This window comes from Cobetia amphilecti (assembly GCF_020217465.1).
In the GTDB taxonomy this organism is placed as follows: domain Bacteria; phylum Pseudomonadota; class Gammaproteobacteria; order Pseudomonadales; family Halomonadaceae; genus Cobetia; species Cobetia amphilecti.
In genome coordinates this window covers 3,135,585-3,155,324 of the sequence record NZ_CP084115.1, presented here as the reverse complement: position 1 = coordinate 3,155,324, position 19,740 = coordinate 3,135,585, and the positions used below count along the sequence as shown (strand labels likewise).

Annotated in this window: 15 protein-coding genes; 10 read left to right on the top strand and 5 right to left on the bottom strand. The window is 61.8% G+C overall.

The genetic code is table 11. From position 1 onward, the window contains the following. The first annotated feature begins 11 nt into the window (after positions 1–11). From LCW13_RS13275 to LCW13_RS13245, 7 genes are all read left to right on the top strand, one after another. Positions 12–806, top strand: coding sequence for a thymidylate synthase (locus tag LCW13_RS13275; protein ID WP_131432578.1), 795 nt, complete (start codon positions 12–14; stop codon positions 804–806). Next, on the top strand, positions 803–1,354 hold the full coding sequence (locus tag LCW13_RS13270) for a dihydrofolate reductase (RefSeq protein WP_054555577.1): 552 nt from the start codon (positions 803–805) through the stop codon (positions 1,352–1,354). Before LCW13_RS13275 ends, LCW13_RS13270 begins: the two co-directional genes overlap by 4 nt. A gap of 103 nt (positions 1,355–1,457) precedes the next feature. Continuing rightward, positions 1,458–2,462 carry a ProQ/FINO family protein gene (locus LCW13_RS13265; protein ID WP_225348166.1) on the top strand — a complete coding sequence of 335 codons (1,005 nt, stop codon included), beginning with the start codon at positions 1,458–1,460 and terminating at the stop codon, positions 2,460–2,462. 419 nt (positions 2,463–2,881) lie between these two features. Next, positions 2,882–3,871 carry a TRAP transporter substrate-binding protein gene (locus tag LCW13_RS13260; RefSeq protein ID WP_225347130.1) on the top strand — a complete coding sequence of 330 codons (990 nt, stop codon included), beginning with the start codon at positions 2,882–2,884 and terminating at the stop codon, positions 3,869–3,871. A 97-nt stretch (positions 3,872–3,968) separates the two neighbouring features. Continuing rightward, positions 3,969–4,553 carry a TRAP transporter small permease gene (locus LCW13_RS13255; protein ID WP_153636387.1) on the top strand — a complete coding sequence of 195 codons (585 nt, stop codon included), beginning with the start codon at positions 3,969–3,971 and terminating at the stop codon, positions 4,551–4,553. Then, positions 4,550–5,935 carry a TRAP transporter large permease gene (locus LCW13_RS13250; protein WP_043331424.1) on the top strand — a complete coding sequence of 462 codons (1,386 nt, stop codon included), beginning with the start codon at positions 4,550–4,552 and terminating at the stop codon, positions 5,933–5,935. The genes LCW13_RS13255 and LCW13_RS13250 overlap by 4 nt, the downstream gene beginning before the upstream one ends. A gap of 605 nt (positions 5,936–6,540) precedes the next feature. After that, entirely contained in the window at positions 6,541–7,569 is a 1,029-nt protein-coding gene (locus LCW13_RS13245; RefSeq protein ID WP_153636386.1) for a porin, read from the top strand. Positions 7,570–7,812: 243 nt separating this feature from the next. Here the strand turns inward: LCW13_RS13245 and LCW13_RS13240 are convergent, their stop codons facing one another. The 5 genes from LCW13_RS13240 to edd form a co-directional block, all read right to left on the bottom strand. Continuing rightward, complete coding sequence (locus LCW13_RS13240; RefSeq protein WP_054555573.1) at positions 7,813–8,796, bottom strand: carbohydrate kinase family protein; 984 nt, start codon at positions 8,794–8,796, stop codon at positions 7,813–7,815. Continuing rightward, entirely contained in the window at positions 8,796–10,478 is a 1,683-nt protein-coding gene (gene pgi / locus LCW13_RS13235) for a glucose-6-phosphate isomerase (RefSeq protein WP_054555572.1), read from the bottom strand. Before pgi ends, LCW13_RS13240 begins: the two co-directional genes overlap by 1 nt. A 204-nt stretch (positions 10,479–10,682) precedes the next feature. Continuing rightward, entirely contained in the window at positions 10,683–11,561 is an 879-nt protein-coding gene (locus tag LCW13_RS13230) for a D-hexose-6-phosphate mutarotase (RefSeq protein WP_153636385.1), read from the bottom strand. A gap of 37 nt (positions 11,562–11,598) precedes the next feature. Next, on the bottom strand, positions 11,599–12,615 hold the full coding sequence (gene glk, locus LCW13_RS13225; protein WP_153636384.1) for a glucokinase: 1,017 nt from the start codon (positions 12,613–12,615) through the stop codon (positions 11,599–11,601). A 55-nt stretch (positions 12,616–12,670) separates the two neighbouring features. Beyond that, a complete protein-coding gene (edd, locus tag LCW13_RS13220; RefSeq protein WP_054555569.1) occupies positions 12,671–14,521 on the bottom strand; it encodes a phosphogluconate dehydratase in 1,851 nt (616 codons plus the stop codon). A gap of 365 nt (positions 14,522–14,886) precedes the next feature. Here edd and gap point away from each other — a divergent pair, with 365 nt between their 5' ends. The 3 genes from gap to LCW13_RS13205 all read left to right on the top strand — a co-directional run bounded on the left by gap (position 14,887) and on the right by LCW13_RS13205 (position 19,716). Continuing rightward, entirely contained in the window at positions 14,887–15,891 is a 1,005-nt protein-coding gene (gene gap / locus LCW13_RS13215; RefSeq protein WP_043331416.1) for a type I glyceraldehyde-3-phosphate dehydrogenase, read from the top strand. 695 nt (positions 15,892–16,586) lie between these two features. Continuing rightward, on the top strand, positions 16,587–16,979 hold the full coding sequence (locus LCW13_RS13210; RefSeq protein ID WP_225347129.1) for a hypothetical protein: 393 nt from the start codon (positions 16,587–16,589) through the stop codon (positions 16,977–16,979). Between the two features lie 331 nt (positions 16,980–17,310). Further along, positions 17,311–19,716 carry a sensor domain-containing diguanylate cyclase gene (locus LCW13_RS13205; protein WP_225347128.1) on the top strand — a complete coding sequence of 802 codons (2,406 nt, stop codon included), beginning with the start codon at positions 17,311–17,313 and terminating at the stop codon, positions 19,714–19,716. Positions 19,717–19,740: the final 24 nt, after the last annotated feature.

Sequence of the window (19,740 nt, the reverse complement as noted above, 5' to 3'; positions counted from 1 at the left end):
GACTCGCCACCATGCAACCCTATCTAGATCTGATGCGCCATGTGCTGGAAAACGGCACACAAAAGGGCGATCGCACCGGCACCGGCACCCTGAGTGTCTTCGGCCACCAGATGCGCTTTGATCTGGCCGAAGGCTTTCCGCTGGTCACGACCAAGAAGCTGCACCTGCGCTCGATCATCCACGAGCTGCTGTGGTTCCTGAAGGGCGATACCAACATCGCCTACCTGAAGGAAAACGGCGTGCGTATCTGGGACGAGTGGGCCGATGAGAATGGCGACCTCGGGCCGGTATACGGTTACCAGTGGCGCAGCTGGCCGAACCCGCAAGGCGGTTCCGTCGACCAGATCAGCCAGCTGATCGAGCAGATCAAGACCAACCCGGATTCGCGCCGCCTGATGGTCTCGGCCTGGAACCCGGCGCTGGTGGATGAGATGGCGCTGCCGCCTTGTCATGCACTGTTCCAGTTCTACGTCGCCGATGGTCGCCTGTCCTGCCAGCTCTATCAGCGCAGCGCGGACATCTTCCTCGGCGTGCCGTTCAACATCGCAAGCTATGCGCTGCTGACCCAGATGGTCGCGCAGGTGTGTGGCCTCAAGCCGGGCGAGTTCATCCATACCCTCGGCGATGCCCACCTTTACAGCAATCATCTCGAGCAGGCGCGTGAGCAGTTGACGCGTGAGCCGCTGGCGCTGCCGAAGCTGGTGTTGAATCCGGAAGTCACGGATCTGTTCGACTTCACCTTCGATGACATTGCCATCGAAGGCTATGAATCCCATCCGCATATCAAGGCGCAGGTGGCTGTATGAGCGATAATGAATTCTCTCCGCTGACGGCGGCGGCTGACACCGTCGTGCCCGTCGCGATGATTGCCGCCATGTCGGTCAACCGCGTGATCGGCGTCGACAACCAGTTGCCGTGGTATCTGCCGGAAGACCTGAAGTTCTTCAAGCATGTCACCCAGGGCAAGCCGGTGATCATGGGACGCAAGACCTTCGCCTCCATCGGCAGGCCGCTGCCCAACCGCCTCAACATCGTGGTCACGCGTGACAGCGAGTTCAGTCACGATGGCGTGCGGGTCTGCAGTGACCTGGCCGCCGCGCTAAGCATGGCGGACCACCACGCGATGATCGAAGGCGTGGACGAGATCATGGTGATCGGTGGCGGTCAGATCTACGCCCAGGCGCTGCCGGTGGCGACGCGCCTCTATCTCACCGAGGTTGCGGTCGAGATCGAGGGCGATGCTCATTTCCCGGCGCTGGATGCGAGCTGGCAGGAAGCGCAGCGCGTCCCGGGGGAGAGTGGTGAGGGTCTGCCGGCCTATGACTTCGTGCGCTTCGAGCGCCGCGACGTCTGAGCCACTGGCTGGCCGGCGTGACCTTTACAGTCAGCAGGTACTGACACAGACTGGTGCCAAACGGAACTGCCCATAGCGTGCAAGGGAGGCTCAGGCCTTGACGATGGATCGCCTCGAAGCGCTGTATTCTGCGCTTGAACATGAAGCCGACACACAGCGACAGCAGCGTGACACAGAGCGCCAGGCCCGTGCGGCCCTGGAGTCGGAAAATGCCCGCCTGCGCGATGCGCTGGCCCAGCTGGAGCAGCAGGGAACGTCTGCAGCCACGGCAGATGCCGATGCGCATCAGCGTGCCTTGGCAGAAGCCGAGCGTGCACTGGCCGCGGAGCGTCATGAGCGTGAGCAGCTCGCTGAGCAACTCGCGGCGGCGCGCCAGACACTGCAGGAGCAGCAGGCGCAGTTAAGCGCGGTGAATGAGGCGTTGCTGGCGCGAGATGCGCAATTGCGTGAACTGGTCGAGCAGGCTTCTGCGCCGCAATTCTCCACGAATGCGGAGGCGGGTCTGACAGCGCAGCAGGAGGCGCAGGCAGAACGCCTGGCCTCAGAGCGCCTGAACGTGAGTCAGCCGGCAGCTGCCGCGCAGACAACGACGGCTGCTGATTCGTCCGAGGCTCAGGCGTCGCAAGCCCAGACGCCGCAAGCTCAGGTACCGCAGGAGCAGGAGGCGCAGCAGCAGAACGAGGCTGAGCAGGGCGAGGCCCCGCAAGCACAGCAGGCTTCTCAGCCTGAGTCGGCGCCTTCTCCCCATGCGCTGCTCAAGCAGTGGTACAAGCGCTATCCGGATACCTTCTTCAAGGGCCACACCCGGCCGCTGAAGATCGGCATCCATATCGAGCTGCTGGAAAACGAGCCCTGGGATGACAAGCTGGTGCGACGCGCGCTGGCGGGTTATGTCCATCTGCCGCGGTATCTGAAGGCGGTACGGGCGGGCACGCAGCGCGTGGACCTCTCGGGTCAGTCGGTGGGTGCCGTGACGGAAGATGAGGCACGCCATGCCCGTCAGCAGCTCGATGAGCTGACGCGTCAACAGAAGGCGCGGGAAGAGCAGGCGACCGATCAGCGTATCAGCCACAAGCTCAGCGAGCTGATGACCAAGCACCGCCCCTGAACACAGTCCTCGAGAACCGTCCCTGAGAACCGTTCCTGAGAATGTGTTGGCAGGTGATGTGACAGCTGGTGAAGACGCTCGATCGACAATGATCGGTGCTAACAGACAAGGCCCCTGTGCGGATTCCCGCACAGGGGCCTTGTCGTTGGTGGGCGGAAATCCGCACAACTCCTCACAGATCGCCGGCGGCCCGCGGAATTCGGCTCACTTGTGCGCGAGTTGTATGCGAACTGTGCGTCTTCAACTTATTGAATTGTCTGGATTGTCTCGTCTATCTGGCGGCTGTGGCGCAATGCTCGCAGGGTCTCGGCTATCCCTGCTCGCGCCGCACCTCTGCGCGGCTTCGTGTCGGAGCCGCGCAGACGGGATATCGAATGCCCTACAAGACCAACAATATCCGCAATTCAAGAGGATTCGCCATGCGCCTTATCAAGCCAGCCCTGACCGCCCTGAGTGCTGCCATCCTGTTTGCCTCAGCGACGGCCATGGCCGACCCGATCACCATCAAGTTTTCCCATGTGGTGGCGGAAAATACCCCCAAGGGCCAGATGGGCAAGAAATTCCAGCAACTGGTGGAGGAGCGACTGGGCGACAAGGTGGAAGTCGAGCTCTACCCCAGTTCGCAGCTGTACGGGGACGACAAGGTGCTGGAAGCCATGCTGCTGGGCGATGTGCAGCTGGCGGCACCGTCATTGTCCAAGTTCCAGAAATATACCGATCAGCTGCAGGTCTTCGATCTGCCCTTCCTGTTCAAGGACATGGGCGCTGTCGAACGCTTCCAGAGCAGCGAGACGGGCCAGTCATTGCTGACGTCGCTGGAATCCAAGGGGTTGGTGGGGCTCGGTTATCTGCATAACGGCATGAAGCAGCTGTCCGCGTCATCGCCGCTCAAGACACCGGGGGATGCCGACGGCAAGAAATTCCGCATCATGACCTCCGATGTGCTCGAGGCCCAGTTTGACGCGGTGGATGCCGTCTCGCTGAAGAAGCCGTTCTCCGAGGTCTTCATCCTGCTGCAGACCAAGGCCATCGACGGTCAGGAGAATACCTACTCCAACATCTACTCCCAGAAGTTCTTCGAGGTGCAGCCGTACATCACCGAATCCAACCACGGCGTGCTGGATTATATGGTGGTGTCTTCGGCGCGCTTCTGGAATGGCCTGCCGGATGACGTGCGTGGTGAGGTCAAGTCGGCGCTCGATGAGGCCATCGTCTACGGCAACCAGCTCTCCGAAGCCAAGAACATGGAGGCCAAGCAGGCCATCATCGATTCAGGCCAGAGCGAGATCATCACGCTCGACGATGCCCAGCGTCAGCAGTGGGTCGACGCCATGAAGCCGGTATGGGGCGAGTTTGCCGACGACATCGGTCAGGACATCGTCGACGCCGCGGAAGCTGCTAACCAGTAAGCCATCAGGCCATCCATCACTTGCCCCATCTTGAGCGCCAGGACATCGGCGATCTCGCGTGGGGCAAGTGTCCTTGAGCGACATGAGGATTTTTGCCATGGCACTACGATGGCTTCACAAGGCGGAAGAGACGCTGTTCTCGCTGCTGCTGGTAGCGATGGTGCTGCTGGTCTTCGTCGAGGTGGTGTTGCGCTTCGTCTTCAATACCGGCATCAGCTGGTCACAGGAGGCCACGCTGTATCTGGCGGGCTGGTTCGTGCTGATCGGCGTGTCCTGGGGCGTCAAGCAGGGCGCGCACATCGGCGTGGATGTCGTGGTCAAGATGCTGCCGATGCTCTGGCAGCGCGTGGCGACCTTGCTGGCGCTGGCGATCTGCATGGCGTACTGCGTGATGCTGCTGGTCGGCAGTTATGAATATCTCTCGCTGATGAAGATGATCGGCATCGAGCTTGAGGACATCGCGATTCCCAAGTGGTACGCCCTCACCATTCTGCCCATTGCCATGTTGCTGCTGATGCTGCGCTTTGCTGTACTGGGCTGGAAGGTGATTCGTGGCGATGCCAGTGGCTTCGGCTTTCATGACGAAGGCGAGGACAGCATGCATCTGGTGCAGTCGGACGCGCCGGATGGCCAAGACAACGGCGATGCTGGCCGTGACAGTGATCAGGGAACACCACGATGACCATAGCCACTCTGTTTGCGCTGCTGTTCGGCGGCATCTTTCTCGGCATGCCGATCGCCTTTGCGCTGGGCTTCTCGAGTGTCACCACGATCCTGCTGTTTTCCAGTGACTCACTGGGGTCGGTGGCGATCAAGCTGTTCGAAGCCCTGTCGCATCACTACACCCTGCTGGCGATCCCGTTCTTCATTCTCTCCAGCACCTTTCTCTCGACCGGTGGCGTGGCACGTCGCCTGATCACCTTCGCCACCGATGCCATCGGCCACGTGCGCGGTGGACTGGCGATGGCCTCCGTATTGGCATGCATGCTGTTTGCCGCCGTGTCCGGCTCTTCTCCGGCCACGGTGGCGGCGATCGGCTCCATCGTGATCGCGGGCATGGTGCGCCAGGGCTATACCGAGTCCTTCGCGGCGGGCGTGATCACCAATGCCGGGACACTGGGCATCCTGATTCCGCCGTCCATCGTGATGCTGGTGTATTCCGCCGCCACGGAAGTCTCGGCGGCCAAGATGTTCATGGCAGGTCTGATTCCGGGCCTCCTGATGGGCGGTATTTTGATGGTCGCCATCTATATCGCGGCGCGGATCAAGAAGTTGCCGGCTCAGCCTTTCCCCGGCGTACGGGTGCTTGCGCGCTCTGGCCTGATCGCCATGGGCGGTCTGATGTTGATCTTCATCGTGCTGGGCTCGATCTATGGCGGCGTGGCCAGTCCCACCGAAGCCGCGGCCGTGGCCACGGTGTATGCCTGGTTCATCGCCGTGGTGGGCTATCGCGACATGGGGCCGTTGAAGAACGTGCCGTGGCGCAAGGGCAACGAAGCCTGGGGGAGTGCGGGGTTGCGCGCGCTGTGGCAGGTGCCTGCCGGGCTTCTGGGGTCCTTCACCGATCAGGAGGTCAAGAAGGTGGTACTGGATGGCGCGCGCGTCTCGATGATGCTGTTGTTCATCATCGCCAACGCGATGCTGTTCGCGCATGTACTGACCACGGAGCGCATTCCGCACACCATCGCCGAAACCATCATCGGCTGGGGGCTGCCGGCGTGGGGCTTCTTGATCGTGATGAATCTGCTGCTGCTGGCGGCGGGCAACTTCATGGAGCCCTCGGCCATTCTGCTGATCATGGCGCCAATCCTGTTCCCCATCGCGACGCAGCTGGGGATCGACCCGATCCATCTCGGCATCATCATGGTGGTCAACATGGAGATCGGCATGCTGACACCCCCCGTAGGGCTGAACCTCTTCGTGACGGCGGGGATCACCGGCAAGCCGATGACCTGGGTCATTCGGGCAGCATTGCCGTGGTTGTCGCTGTTGCTGCTGTTCCTGGTGTTGATCACCTATGTGCCGGCTATCTCGCTGTTCCTGCCCAACTGGTTGAGCAGTTGAGGATCACTGCCTGCTGACAAGGTGCGATGGAAAGATTGATTGATGACAGAGCTTGATGACAGAGCTTGATGACAGGGAGGGCGACTGGGCTTGTTGACTGGATTTGATGATTGAGTTTGATGACCGATATTGATAGCAGACTCATGAATGAATCATTGGCACAGGGACGGTGCCTTTCATGAAGATAAAGCTGAGAGGAAACCACAACTTGGCATCAGACAAGCACAGCAGTTGACGGGTATTTGTTCTGCGACTTTTGTCGCAAGCGAGGTTTTTCCACAATGAATCCGGGATTAACGCTCAGCGATGCGCTCGGTGATGCAGGAATCCGCGTCAAGACGCATGGTTGTCATGAATCCTTCATTCTTGAGCCCTAGAGTATGCTCACGCCAGACAACCGACCGATGGATAGGTTCAGGAGTGGTGATCGAAAACAGTGTTTTTTTCTGTTGCACATCCTGAAAGCCCGGTATATGGTTTCCCTGCGAGCATTGGATAATAACTAGGCCACAGAGTTTTAGAGGCGTCATCAAGCGCCCGGAACCTTGGTCACTGCCATCGGCAGACACGATCGAACAGTTAACGCTAGTTAAGGAACTATCGCGATGAAAAAGACACTTCTGGCTACTGCCATCGCCGGCGCTGCTGCCCTGGCTGCTACTTCTGCTTCCGCTGCTACTGTCTACAACCAGGACGGTACCAAGCTGGACATCTACGGTAACGTGCAGCTGGCATACACTTATGTCGACCAGCTCGGCGGTGATCCGGAAAGCGAACTGGGTGACAACGGTTCTACCTTCGGTGCCAAGGGCGAGCACAAGATCAACGACGATATCGTTGGTTACTTCAAGGCTGAGTGGGAATACGACGCTGACGAATCCAAGGGCGGCGGCAACGGCCTGAACGATGGCGACCAGTCCTACGTCGGTGCCAAGGGCTCCTTCGGTGACGCGCGTATCGGTTCCTGGGATCAGCTGATGGATGACTGGATCCAGGATCCGATCTCCAACAACGAATACTTCGACCTGACTGACTCCAGCTCCCAGATCACTGGCGACAGCCAGACTCGTGAAGGCAACAAGCTGCAGTACATGTCTCCGGTCATGGGCGGCATGCAGTTCGCCGTCGGTTCCAACTTCGAAGGCGATGGCGAAGACGAGAACATCACCGATTCCAATCAGGCGTCCTTCTTCGCTGGTGCCAAGTACACCGTCGGCGGTTTCTCCCTCGCCGCTGTGTATGACAACCTGGACCAGTTCGAAGCCACCAACGGCAGCGACATCGGTGACCAGTACGGTATCACCGGTCAGTACACCGTCGATGCCCTGCGTATCGCCGTCAAGGCTGAGCGTTTCGCGGGTGAAGAAGATGACACCGACGTCGACTACTACGGTATCGGCGCGCGTTACGGCTACGGCATGGGCGACGTCTACGGCGGCTACCAGTATGTCGACGCTGAAGACGCTTCCACCGTGGCTACTGAAAACGGTGGCGACGACAGCTTCAACGAATTCAACCTGGGTGTGACTTACAACATCTCTTCCGCGATGTACACCTACATTGAATACGCCCAGTACGATCGTTCTGGCGATGCTAGTGACGGCGCTGCAGTCGGCATCTACTACGGCTTCTAAGACGTCTTCAATCGTCTAGCAAGCTAACGAAAGCCGGTCCCTCAGGGCCGGCTTTTTTACGTCTGTCTCTTCTGTGATGACTGACTCCCTGTCCGATGAAGGGAGGGTAGCCAATGCGCAAGCATTAGCGTCATGGTCACGAAAAAAGCCCCTTTGATCTGATGATCAAAGGGGCTTTTATCATGCGCCTCTCAGGGAAATGATGGCGCTGGCGGATAACCTGTCAGCGCAATTATCCGGCCATCATTTCATGGCGTCGAGATCTTCACGCTTGGGCAGTGCGGCATAGGCGCCCGGGCGAGTCACGGCGAAGGCACCGCAGGCTGCAGCACGCTCCAGTGCGGCGTTGAGATGACTCTCGTCTTCGCACCAGTCGCTCAGGTTGTCGGCATTGATGCCGGCTTCGCTGAGGGCTGACAGGAAGCCGCCGATGAAGGCGTCGCCACCGGCCGTGGTATCGACCGCCTTGACGGTGGGCGGCGTGATGCTGACGGTCTCGATGTCGCCGCTCTGCTTGCGCACCAGGGCACGGATCACGCCCGGGCCATCGGTGAGCACGATCAGGCGCACACCGGCTTTCAGGCGCGCTTCGAGCCAGTCGGTCTGCGGCTGACTGCCGGTCAGTGCCTCGACCTCTTCCTGGGACAGCTTGAGGATATCGGCGTTGTCCAGCAGGCGCGTGACCAGGGTCACATCGACCTGCTGGTTTGGCCACAGGTTGTGACGCAGATTGGCATCCACGCTGACCAGAGAGCCTGCAGCACGTGCGCGTGACGCCAGCACGAAGCTGGTGTCCGCGATGCCGGCGTCGGTCAGGCTGTTGCTGCACAGGTGGAAGATGGCGGGGGTCGCGAACAGCTCAGGCCCGGCGTGCTCCGGACGGAACAGCAGGTCAGCGGCCGGCGGACGATAGAAGTCGAAGCGGCGTTCACCCTCTTCATCGCGAGACACGAAGGCGAGTGCGGTGCGCGCATGGCTGGTGCGCTTGACGTGATCCATCTGCACGCCATGAGCGCTCAGTTCGTCGTGCAGGAAGTCACCGAAGCTGTCCTGACCCAGCATGCCGACGAAGTGACTCGGCAGGCCGAGACGGGCACAGGCCACCGCGACGTTGGCCGGTGCGCCGCCCGCGTAGGGCGTGAAGGTTTCCTGCTCGACGGCCTGGCCGCCGAGCTTGTTGGAGAGCATGTCGACGAGCGCTTCGCCGAACGCGATTACCGGAGTCATCAGGAGGAGGTTTCCTTGCGAGTGGTCGTCGTGGAGCCTTTGGCTTTCTTGCCCGGCTTGTCGTTGCTGTCATCCGCCTGGGTGGCGCCACCGGCAGGGAAGTGCTCGCGGACCAGCGCCAGCAGGCCCTGGGTGGACGGATCGAAGGCCTTCACGTCGGTATCGATACGCGCGCTGATTTCCCCGGCGATGCGCTTGCCGAGCTGCACGCCCCACTGGTCGAAGGAGTTGATGTTCCAGATCACGCCCTGCACGAAGACCTTGTGCTCGTAGAGGGCGATCAGTGCGCCGAGGTTGCGCGGGGTCATCTCATCCAGCAGCAGGGTGCTCGACGGGCGGTTGCCCGGGCAATTGTAGTGCGGATCGAGGTTGCTGCCATCCTGGCTGCCTTCCATGAAGGCGTTGGCCTGCGCCAGCATGTTGGTGATCAGCGCGAAGTGGTGCTCTTCGGTACCCGGCTCCGGCTTCAGCGAGGCGATGAAGTCGATGGGCACGTAGCGCGTGCCCTGGTGCAGCAGCTGGAAGAAGGCATGCTGGCCGTTGGAGCCGGTCTCGCCCCACACGATCGGGCCGGTCTTGTAGTCCACCGGACGGCCGAAGATGTCGACTGACTTGCCGTTGGATTCCATGTCCAGCTGCTGCAGGAAGGCGGGCAGCTGATGCAGGGCCTGGTCGTAAGGCACGATGGCTTGGGTCTCGGCGCCCATGAAGTTGATGTACCAGATGCCGATCAGCGCCATCAGGACCGGCATGTTCTCGGCCATCGGCGCATTGATGAAGTGCTGGTCCATCTCATGGGCGCCTTCCAGCAGCTCCATGAAGCCTTCATAGCCGATGGACAGGGCGATGGGCAGGCCGATGGAAGACCACATGGAGTAGCGACCGCCAACCCAGGCCCAGAATTCGAAGACGTTCTCTTCGCGAATGCCGAATTCCTTGGCCGCCTTGCGGTTGGTGGAAGCCGCGACGAAGTGGGCACCGACGTCGGCATCCTGACCGGCGTGCTCCAGGAACCAGCGGCGCGCCGTCTTGGCGTTGAGCAGGGTTTCCTGGGTGGAGAAGGTCTTGGTGGAGACGATGAACAGCGTGGTGGCAGGATCCAGGCGCTTGAGCACCTTCTGGATGTGGTTGCCATCGACGTTGGAGACGAAGTGGAAATTGATTTCCGGGTGGCGATGCTTGAGCAACGCACGGCAGGCCATGTTGGGGCCCAGATCGGAGCCGCCGATGCCGATGTTGACCACGTCGCGAATCCGCTGGCCGTCGAAGCCTTTCCACTCACCGCTGCGCACGGCTTCCGAGAAGGCGCGGATCTGCTCGCGCGTCTTGTGGATTTCCGGCATCACGTCCTTGCCATCGACGATGACCGGCGTGTTGGTCTGGCTGCGCAGTGCGGTGTGCAGCACCGGGCGATTCTCGGTGACGTTGATGATGTCGCCGGAGAACATCTGCGCGCGACGTTGAACGAGTGCAGAGTGCTCAGCCAGTTCGACCAGCGCCTCCATCACCTCATCGGAGATGTGGTGCTTGGAGTAGTCGAGAAACAGGCCGCCGACGCGCAGGCTCATCTTCTCGAAGCGCTTGGGATCCGCCGCGAAGTAATCGCGGATGCGGTCGTTGCGGGTCACCTCGCCCAGCCGGGTCAGCGCCTGCCAGGAAACACTACGGGTCAATTGCAGCATGGAAGTGTCCATCGTATGGGTTGTTGAAGTTCATCGGGGCGGGTCGCATTCTGTGGCGGCCCGACGCACGCTTGCAGGCGAGGCGAAAGTCACTGTCAGTCGGGAGTCGTGTGGATGACACGATTCAGGCGCCGAGAGCTCTCGGTTGGCCGACAAGGTGCGCAAGGTGCCGGCCACGCCGTGAGTCGCGTGGCCGGCTGTCATTCACTCGCCGCTTGCCTCATCACCGCTCAGCGGTGAGATGTGCTGAGCCAGCAGATGCTGAGCGCCCGGCGGCAGCCAGACCGGATCGAGTCGCGTGCAGGCGGTCTCGACACACAGGAAGCTGCGCGCATTCTCGACGCTGGTGTCGGCCGGCGGCGCGTCACCGGGATGCCAGACCACCGTGGAGTCAGAGCCCTGCTTGGCGATGCGCAGCTGACGCTTGCCGTCCTCGAGCACCTGAACCTGGCTGGTCTGGTAGATGCGGTCCAGCGGGCCGCGCACGCCCAGTTCGCCCTGCTGGTCGAAGCGCGAGAAGTCCTGGCTCTTGTCCAGGTAGCTGGCGCCGGCCAGACCAGTGACGCGACACTCGAAGGCATTCGCCACTGCGAAGTAGGTATGCAGCGCGCCGGTCATCTTGATCGGAGCCTCGCCACGGTTTTCCGTGATCAGCTCGACCTTGAGGAAGCGGCGGCTGGCAAAGATCACCACGCGCGGAGAGAGGGCGGCATGCAGCGCTGAGACCGGTGAGGCATGGATCTCGACGCCTTCCTCTTCCTCGTCCACCGCATCGATGCGCCAGTCGGCCTTGCGAGCGGGGCCGTGCAGTTCGCTTTCGCCCTCGGGGAACTCATCCGCGAACCAGGGCCAGCACAGCGGAATGCCGCCGCGAATGCTGCCCGGCAGGGCGGCGGGCGTTTCCGTCACCCACAGCCAGGGAGAGTCGCCCGTCGGCTGATAGTGCAGCACCTGAGCCCCCTGGTGGCAGACCACCAGCTCGCCCCACTCCTGGTTGAGGATCAACAGCGAGCGGCCCTGCCATTCGACAGTGCGTTGGCCAGCGGTGTCGGCGATCAGTGCGCGCAGACTTTCGGGGATCATCTCGAGCTACCTCGATGGTTCAGGAGGTTGCGATGCATCATGCCACCTCTTCATTGTGCAGAGCCTCGGCGGCGCCCAGCAGGCCGGTCCACGGCGCGGTCACCACCCAGGTGGGTATCGCGGCATTGTAACGGCTCAGACGATTCTTGTCGGTGAAGGCGTGGCGGAAATCGCTGCGTATCAGCAGATCCAGGTTGCGCGGCAGCACGCCACCACACAGATAGACCCCGCCGCGCGCCCCCAGCGTGAGTGCTGCATCGCCGGCGACCGCGCCAAGAATCTTCATGAAGCGCATCACGGCATCAAAGGCGAGGGCATTCTGCGGTTCATCGTGATGCAGGTGCTCATGCGCTGCCTGGCTGACGCTGGCCGCACTGTCGAGGGGAGTCGGCAGGCCGCGAAGCTCGCCCAGGGCCTGATAGATCTCGAGCATGCCCTGGCCACACAGCAGGCGCTCCACCGAGACGCGACCATGGCGACGGCGGAAGATGCCGAGCAGGCCATCCTCGATCTCGTCGGTGGGGGCGAAGCTTGCATGCCCCCCTTCGGTCGCGAGAGGAATCCAGTTGTGCGTGCCGCGCACCAGACCCGCGACACCCAGGCCGGTGCCGGGGCCGATCACCAGGCGTGGCGAGGCCGCATCGCCACTACCTTCGGTGAGCTCCTCACCGATGGCCAGACGTTCGCTGGCCTCGATGTGGGGCACGCCCAGCGCCATGGCGGTGAAATCATTCAGGCACTTGAAGCGCTCAAGCCTCAATGATTCGCGCACCTCGCGCTTGAGAAACGTCCAGTGATTGTTGGTCATGCTGACGCGTTCATCATGCACGGGGCAGGCGAAGGCCAGGCAGGCCTCGACGGGTTGCTCGGCCTCTGACAGGCCCAGCATCCGATAGTAGGCCTGGATGGCCTCCTCAAGCCCGGCATGCTCGGCGCAGGCGAGCGTCTGGATGTGCTGCAGGGTGTGGCTGCCCGGCTGGACGAGTGCCAGCCGGGCATTGGTGCCACCGATATCGCCTACCAGAGCAAGGCGATGGGAGGTGTCGCGGGTCATCGTCCGGCATCCTTCCTTTGCGTCAGTGCCTCAGGAGAGTGACAGGGTGCGCCCATCACATCAGGTCGTGGCCGCTGCCCGGCAGGTCGCCGTAGCCAGCAAAGCTGGAGGCGCCTTCCTCGGCACCGCCGACCAGTGAACGCATGCCGGAGAACAGCTCGCGGCCCAGGCCGTGATGATAGCTGTCGCGAGTGATGGTCTCGGCCTCGCGCTCGGCCCATTCGGCTTCATCGACCAGCGCTGTGAGGGTGCCGGCATTGGCATCCAGGCGGACCACGTCACCTTCGCGCAGGCGTGCCAGCGGGCCGCCGTCGAGCGCTTCCGGCGTCATGTGAATGGCGGCCGGGACCTTGCCCGAGGCGCCAGACATGCGGCCATCCGTCACCAGTGCGACCTTGAAGCCGCGGTCCTGCAGGATGCCGAGGTAGGGCGTCAGCTTGTGCAGTTCCGGCATGCCGTTGGCACGCGGGCCCTGGTAGCGCACCACGGCGACCATGTCCTGCTCCAGCTCACCGGCTTCGAAGGCGGCCTTCATCTCATCCTGGTCGCTGAACAGCTTCACCGGCGCTTCGACGAGACGATGCTCTTCCTTGACGGCAGAGACCTTGATCACGCCGCGGCCGAGGTTGCCGTCCAGCACGGTCAGGCCGCCTGTCGGGGCGAACGGGTTGGCCACCGGACGCAGCACATCCTCGTCGAGGCTGTCGGTGGGGCCGTCCTTCCAGACCAGCTTGCCGTTCTCGAGGAAGGGCTCGCGGACATAGCCGGCCAGGGTGCCGCCGTCCTGGGTGGGGATGTCGTGGAGCAGACCCGCCTTGAGCAGTTCACGGATCAGGAAGCTCATGCCGCCGGCCGCCTGGAAGTGATTGATGTCGGCCTGGCCGTTCGGGTAGATGCGCGTCAGGCTCGGCACCACCGCGGAAAGCTCGGTGAAGTCATCCCAGGTGATGGTCACGCCCGCTGCGCCGGCCATCGCGACCAGGTGCAGGGTGTGGTTGGTGGAGCCGCCGGAAGCCAGCAGGCCGACCATGGCATTGACGATGGCGCGGGCATCGATCTGGCGATAGAAGGGACGGTAGTCGCCGCCGACTTCACTGTTGCGGATGGTCTGCTCGGCGGCGTGACGCGTCAGGGCTTCGCGCAGCGGGGTGCCCGGATTGACGAAGGACGCGCCCGGCAGGTGCAGGCCCATCAGCTCGACCATCAGCTGGTTGGAGTTGGCGGTGCCATAGAAGGTGCAGGTGCCCGGGCTGTGGTAGGACGCGGACTCGGCTTCCAGCAGCGCATCGCGGCCGACCTTGCCTTCGGCGAACAACTGACGGACACGCGCCTTCTCGTTGTTGGGCAGGCCGGAGGGCATCGGGCCGGCCGGCACGAACAGCGTCGGCAGGTGGCCGAAGCGTGCGGCGGCGATGAACAGGCCCGGGACGATCTTGTCGCACACGCCGAGGAACAGGGCGCCATCGAACATGTTGTGCGACAGGCCGACAGCGGCGGCCATGGCGATCAGGTCGCGGGAGAACAGCGACAGCTCCATGCCCGGTTGACCCTGGGTCACGCCATCGCACATCGCGGGCACGCCGCCGGCGAACTGGGCGGTGGAGCCCATCGCCTGGACAGCTTCCTTGATGATGCGCGGGTAGTCCTCGAACGGTTGGTGGGCGGACAACATGTCGTTATATGACGAAATAATGCCCAGGTTGGCCGAGTTCATCAGCTTGAGACGATTCTTGTCGGTCTCGCCACAGGCGGCAAAGCCGTGCGCCAGGTTGCCACAGGAGAGCTCGGAGCGGTGTACACCGCGGCGCTGCTGGCTTTCCATCAACTGCTCATAGGCGGCGCGGCGTTCGCGGGAGCGGTCGATGATGCGCTGGGTCACGTGCTCTACGGTCTGGTTGACTGACATGCTCTTACCTCATGTATCAGGCGGCGCAGGGCGCCGAGGCTGGCGAAAGAAAGCGTTTCCCGCTGTGTGGGCGTGCTGCTATCCGGCGACGCTATCCAGTGGTGATGGCGGTGTAAAGCCTCTGGCCTCACTCGTGTCGCGTCGTTCGGTTGCCGGGGTAGCCTACAGTAGCGCGTCATGGCGCTCGAGAAACGGTTTTGTTCGGAATATTCGGTAAATTTAACAAAAAAACTGCTTGAAGACTGGACGACTTTCGGCCAAATTATGGGAAAAGCGTGTAGGATAATTTCACGGAACGCATTGCAGGCTTTCGTTCCTGGATCAGGTCTGGTCCTGCACCCGCCATACGCCACAGGAGTTGAATCATGACATTACGCGTCGCCATCAATGGTTTTGGTCGCATCGGTCGCAACGTGCTGCGTGCGCTGTATGAAGGTCAGTACAACGATCGTATCCAGGTCGTCGCTATCAATGATCTGGGTGATCCGAAGCTCAATGCTCACCTGCTGAGCCGCGATACCGTCCACGGCCGTTTCGCCGAGACTGTCTCGCACGACGAAGAGAATCTGTTCGTCGGTGACGACAAGATCCGCATCCTGGCCGAGCGTGACCCGGCCCAGCTGCCGTGGTCCAGCCTGGACATCGACCTGGTGATGGAATGCACCGGTCTGTTCACCAAGCGTGCTGCCGCTGCCAAGCACATCGAAGCCGGCGCCAAGCGTGTGCTGATCTCCGCGCCGAGCGGCGATGCCGATGCAACTGTCGTGTTCGGCGTCAACGAAGATGTGCTGAAGGCCGAGCATCAGGTCGTTTCCAACGCGTCATGCACCACCAACTGCCTGGCGCCGGTCGCCAAGGCGCTGAATGATGAAGTCGGCATCGAGAACGGCCTGATGACCACCATTCACGCCTACACCAACGATCAGAACCTGTCGGATGTCTACCACTCCGACCCGTACCGTGCCCGCAGCGCGACCCATTCCATGATCCCGACCAAGACCGGTGCCGCCGCGGCAGTGGGTCTGGTGCTGCCGGAACTGAACGGCAAGCTGGATGGTCTGGCGATCCGCGTGCCGGTCATCAACGTGTCGCTGGTCGATCTGACCTTCACCGCGTCGCGTGATACCTCCATCGAAGAGATCAACGCCATCGTGGCCAAGGCCGCCGAAGGCTCCAGCGTGCTGGCCGTCAACGAGCTGCCGCTGGTGTCCATCGACTTCAACCACGATGCACACTCTTCCACCTTCGACAGCAATCACACTCGCGTCAGCGAAGATCGCCTGGTCAAGGTCATGGCGTGGTACGACAACGAGTGGGGCTTCTCCAACCGTATGCTCGACACTGCGTTGGCAATGCAAGCCGCCAAGTAAGCACTTGGTGAGTCCCGCGCGGCCTTTGATCCCTCATCGATCAACCCAAAAGGCCGCGCGGGACAGCAAGAATTCGGGGGCCTGTCAGTCTGTTGGCAAGACAGGAGGGCAGGCTCCCAACAGGTGAGGACGAGTGGCCCGAGGATTCTCGCGTCGCGCTCAGGCTCCACGGACAAGGCAATGCCATTCGTCCCCTTTGAATCGGTGGTCGGTCAGGGTTGGCGCCAAGACCGGCTTCGATGCTGCTCGGAATGACATCGCGTCATCCATTTTTGAACCTCTCCCAATGGGAGAGGTTTTTTTTGCGCACCACGAAAGTGCGGGAGGTGCTCCAAGGCGCAAAGTGTCGTTGTCTTGCGTCAATGGCGTGACCTTATGGCAACTTTTCTGAGCACGATCGCGACAGAGTCGGGTCAGGTGGTGTGAAACGTGCACTGATACGTCGAGAAAGGTGGTCAACATGTCGTCATCGTAATTCACGGTCGAGTGAAATTAGCGAAACTGTGGCGGTGTGTTACACTTCGCACCTGTTGGCCTTGCGTCTATCAGTGAGCCAGGTCATGACAACGTCAAATCATGCAGGCGGCCCTATGGCCTGCGAGTGATCCATTGTTGTGCGCAATTCAGGGAAGGTATTGCCACACTGCCGCACACTCTCCGGCAGTTATCTCGACTTCCACAGCAGGCTGTCTCAGATGCACGATGCCATCCGCGAAGCTCATGAATTGATCGGTGCTACCTTGCGCGACCCGCGTACTCAGCGCGAGGGCAAGGTCGTGGGTATGGACCTGGGGCGTGAGCAGCCGGCGATCTATGTGCTATGGCAGGAAAGTGTCGCAGCGGAGCGCATCGGCATGGAGCCGGATGATTTTCGCGCGTTGCTCGAGCACCTGCGGGCGCGCCTGCCGGTCAAGGCGCCTTCCGCCCAGCAGGACAAGGACAGCAGGCAGTCGCGGCGTCACAAGCGCAAGGCCCCGCGCGCTACCGCCCAGCCGGCTGGCGAGGGCAACGACGGCCGCAGCGGCGCACCTGATGCCCCGTCCTCCGCGCTCATCGACGATGCCATGCCGCGTTCCGCGCAAGGCTAGATCTTTCCAGGCCAGCTCTGATCAAGTCAGCTCTGTTCAAGGCCAGCTCTGTTCAAGGTGAGCTCTCAAAAAAGCCCGAAGCTTATGCTTCGGGCTTTTTGCATCCATGAGGTTTTCCCTTCGGTGCCGCTTGCGTGATATTCGCCCACAACAATTGCGCCAGCGCTGCCGATAAGGGAGATAGTCAGACGCAAAGGCAAAGGTCGCCATCGTTCATATGCCGTCATCTGCCCGGATCTTCGCGCAACCAAGCGTTGGGGGTACTGCTGGCTGCCAGCGCCATGGATAGGGCATTCTTGAGCAAACCGCATGACAGAGAAGGGGTTTCACGTTGCCTGAATCATTCGCGGATAGTCGTTTGCTGCAGCATCATTATGCTGTCGTGGCAGATGTGTTGTTCACGCTCAGTGCTGATGGTCAGCGCCTGATTGCCATGAATGCAGCGGCGGAACACCTGCTGGGATATACGGTGCGGGATTTTCTCAAGCAGCCGGAGCTCTGGCTTTCGCTGGTGATCACCGCCGACCGGCAGCGGTTGAGTGACTTTCGCGCCTCGATGGGGCGGGTCGAGCGCACGACGTATCGCATGCGCGACCGCAGCGGGCAGATGTTGTTGCTCGAGGAATGTCTGTGGAGTTCCGGTGTGGGGCATCCGCTGTGTGGACGAGTGACGGATATCACGCAGCGTGACAAGGCCAATGAGCAGGAGCAGCAGCTGGCGCGTGCCTATCGTCTGATGATGGTGCGCAGCCGTGACCCGATGGCGATCCTGCTGCTCAAGGATGAGAGCCTGGTGATCAGTCATGCCAACCCGGCCTGGCATCTCTATCACGATGCGGCCTGTGCGCATTCCCGCCTCTCGCTTGAGCACCTCTACCTCCCTCATGTCCTGCGTAGCCTGGAGAGAGCCGAACCCTGGCAATGCGATATCAGCCTGTCGCTGCCGCGGGGGGAATCCAGGTTATCCGTGCAGATGGTCAGTCTGGGACGCTCACTCGCCGACGAGGGGCGTCAGGTGGCCGTGATGGCGCGCGACATCACCCAGGTACATCAACGTCTCGAGCATGTGATCGATCAACAGCAACGTCTGGCGCGGCGGGTGGATGAGACACCCGGCGCGCACTACGCGACCGCTGGTGAATGGCCGCCAGAGGAATTGGAGTATCTGTCGGCAGGCAGCGAGGCGCTCACCGGGCTTTCACATGACCTGCTGATGGCCAGCCCGGGTCTCTGGCAGGCCCGATTGGCGCCGGATGAGCTGACCATCTGTCAGCAGCGCTTTGATGAGGCCGTGCGGGAGCGCCATAGTCGTCTGAGTCTGTGTTACGCCTTCGTGCATGTGGATGGGCGCAAGCGCTATCTCCAGGATGACATGCAGCTGAGTTACTCGCCTGTGGGAGAGGTCACCGCCGTGCTCGGCAAGCTCAGTGATGTCACCCAGTGCGAAGCGCATCGGCGCCAATTGGACAACCTTGTCCAGCAGATGCGCGGCGTCGTCTTCCAGTGTCGCCTGAGTCGGGAGGGTGAGCTGCGTTATACCTACCTTTCGCCAGTTGCCTCGCAAGTGCTGGGGCTCGACCCGCAGGCCGTCATCGACGACCCCATGCTGCTGCTGGCGCGCATCGCGGGTCGCGAGCGTGAGCAGCTGCTCATGTCACTGCAGACCAGTGCCCGGCAGCAATCGCCCTGGGAGGCGGAGATACGCTATCAGCATCCGGATGGTCAGGAGCGCAGGCTGGCGTGTGTCGGGCTGCCGCAGGTGATCGACTCCCCCGAGGGCGGCGTGATCTGGCATGGCTATTGTGACGATGCCACCGCTCGATACCGTATCGAGGATGAGCTGCGCCAGAGCGAGGAGCGCTATCGCTTCATCCTCAACTCCGTCAGCGATCTGGTCAGCATCGAGGACTCCCACGGCATCTGTCAGTACATCAGCCCCTCGGTGGAAAAGCTCTGCGGTTATCGCCCGCAGGAGATCATCGGCCAGGAGATCAAGCAGCTGATCCATCCCGATGACATGCTGCGCATCGCGCAGGAGGTCCATCGTGCCGCCTGTCTCGGCGAAGTGTTTCGAGTCGACTTCAGGATTCAACACAAGGCTGGGCATACGCTGTGGTTCGAGTCGATCTCGACGCCCTCGATGGACCCCGCCACCGGGCGTTATCAGCGCGTGCTGTCGGTGTCGCGCAACATTCATGAGCGCAAGCTGGTCGAGCAGCGTCGCGAGCATGAAGCGATGACGGACGCCATGACCGGCGCCATGACCCGGGCCAGCTTCCTCGACACGCTCGACACCCTGCTGAGCTCGTCATCGCGGGAGCAGATGGCGTTGATCCTGTTTGATATCGACCACTTCAAGCGCGTCAATGACACTCACGGCCATGCGGCGGGCGATCAGGTGCTGATCAGTCTTGGTGAGGCGTGTCGTGCCCAGCTGCGGCGCGATGACTGCTTTGCGCGTCTGGGCGGCGAGGAGTTTGCCGTCCTGCTCACCGATGCCGGTACCGCCACCGGTGTCGGAATGGCCGAGCGCCTGCGACAGCAGATCGCGGCGCTGGAGGTGCGCTTCAAGTCGCTGATACTGCGCTGCACCATCAGCATGGGAGTGGCGACACCGCTGCCGGGGGAGACCCGGGATGGCTACCTGCACCGTGCCGATATGGCGCTCTACAGTGCCAAGCGCAGCGGTCGCGATCGGGTGGTGCTGGCATCGCAGTCCTTGAGCGAGGACAATTGAGCCAATACCGGTGATCAATCGGGC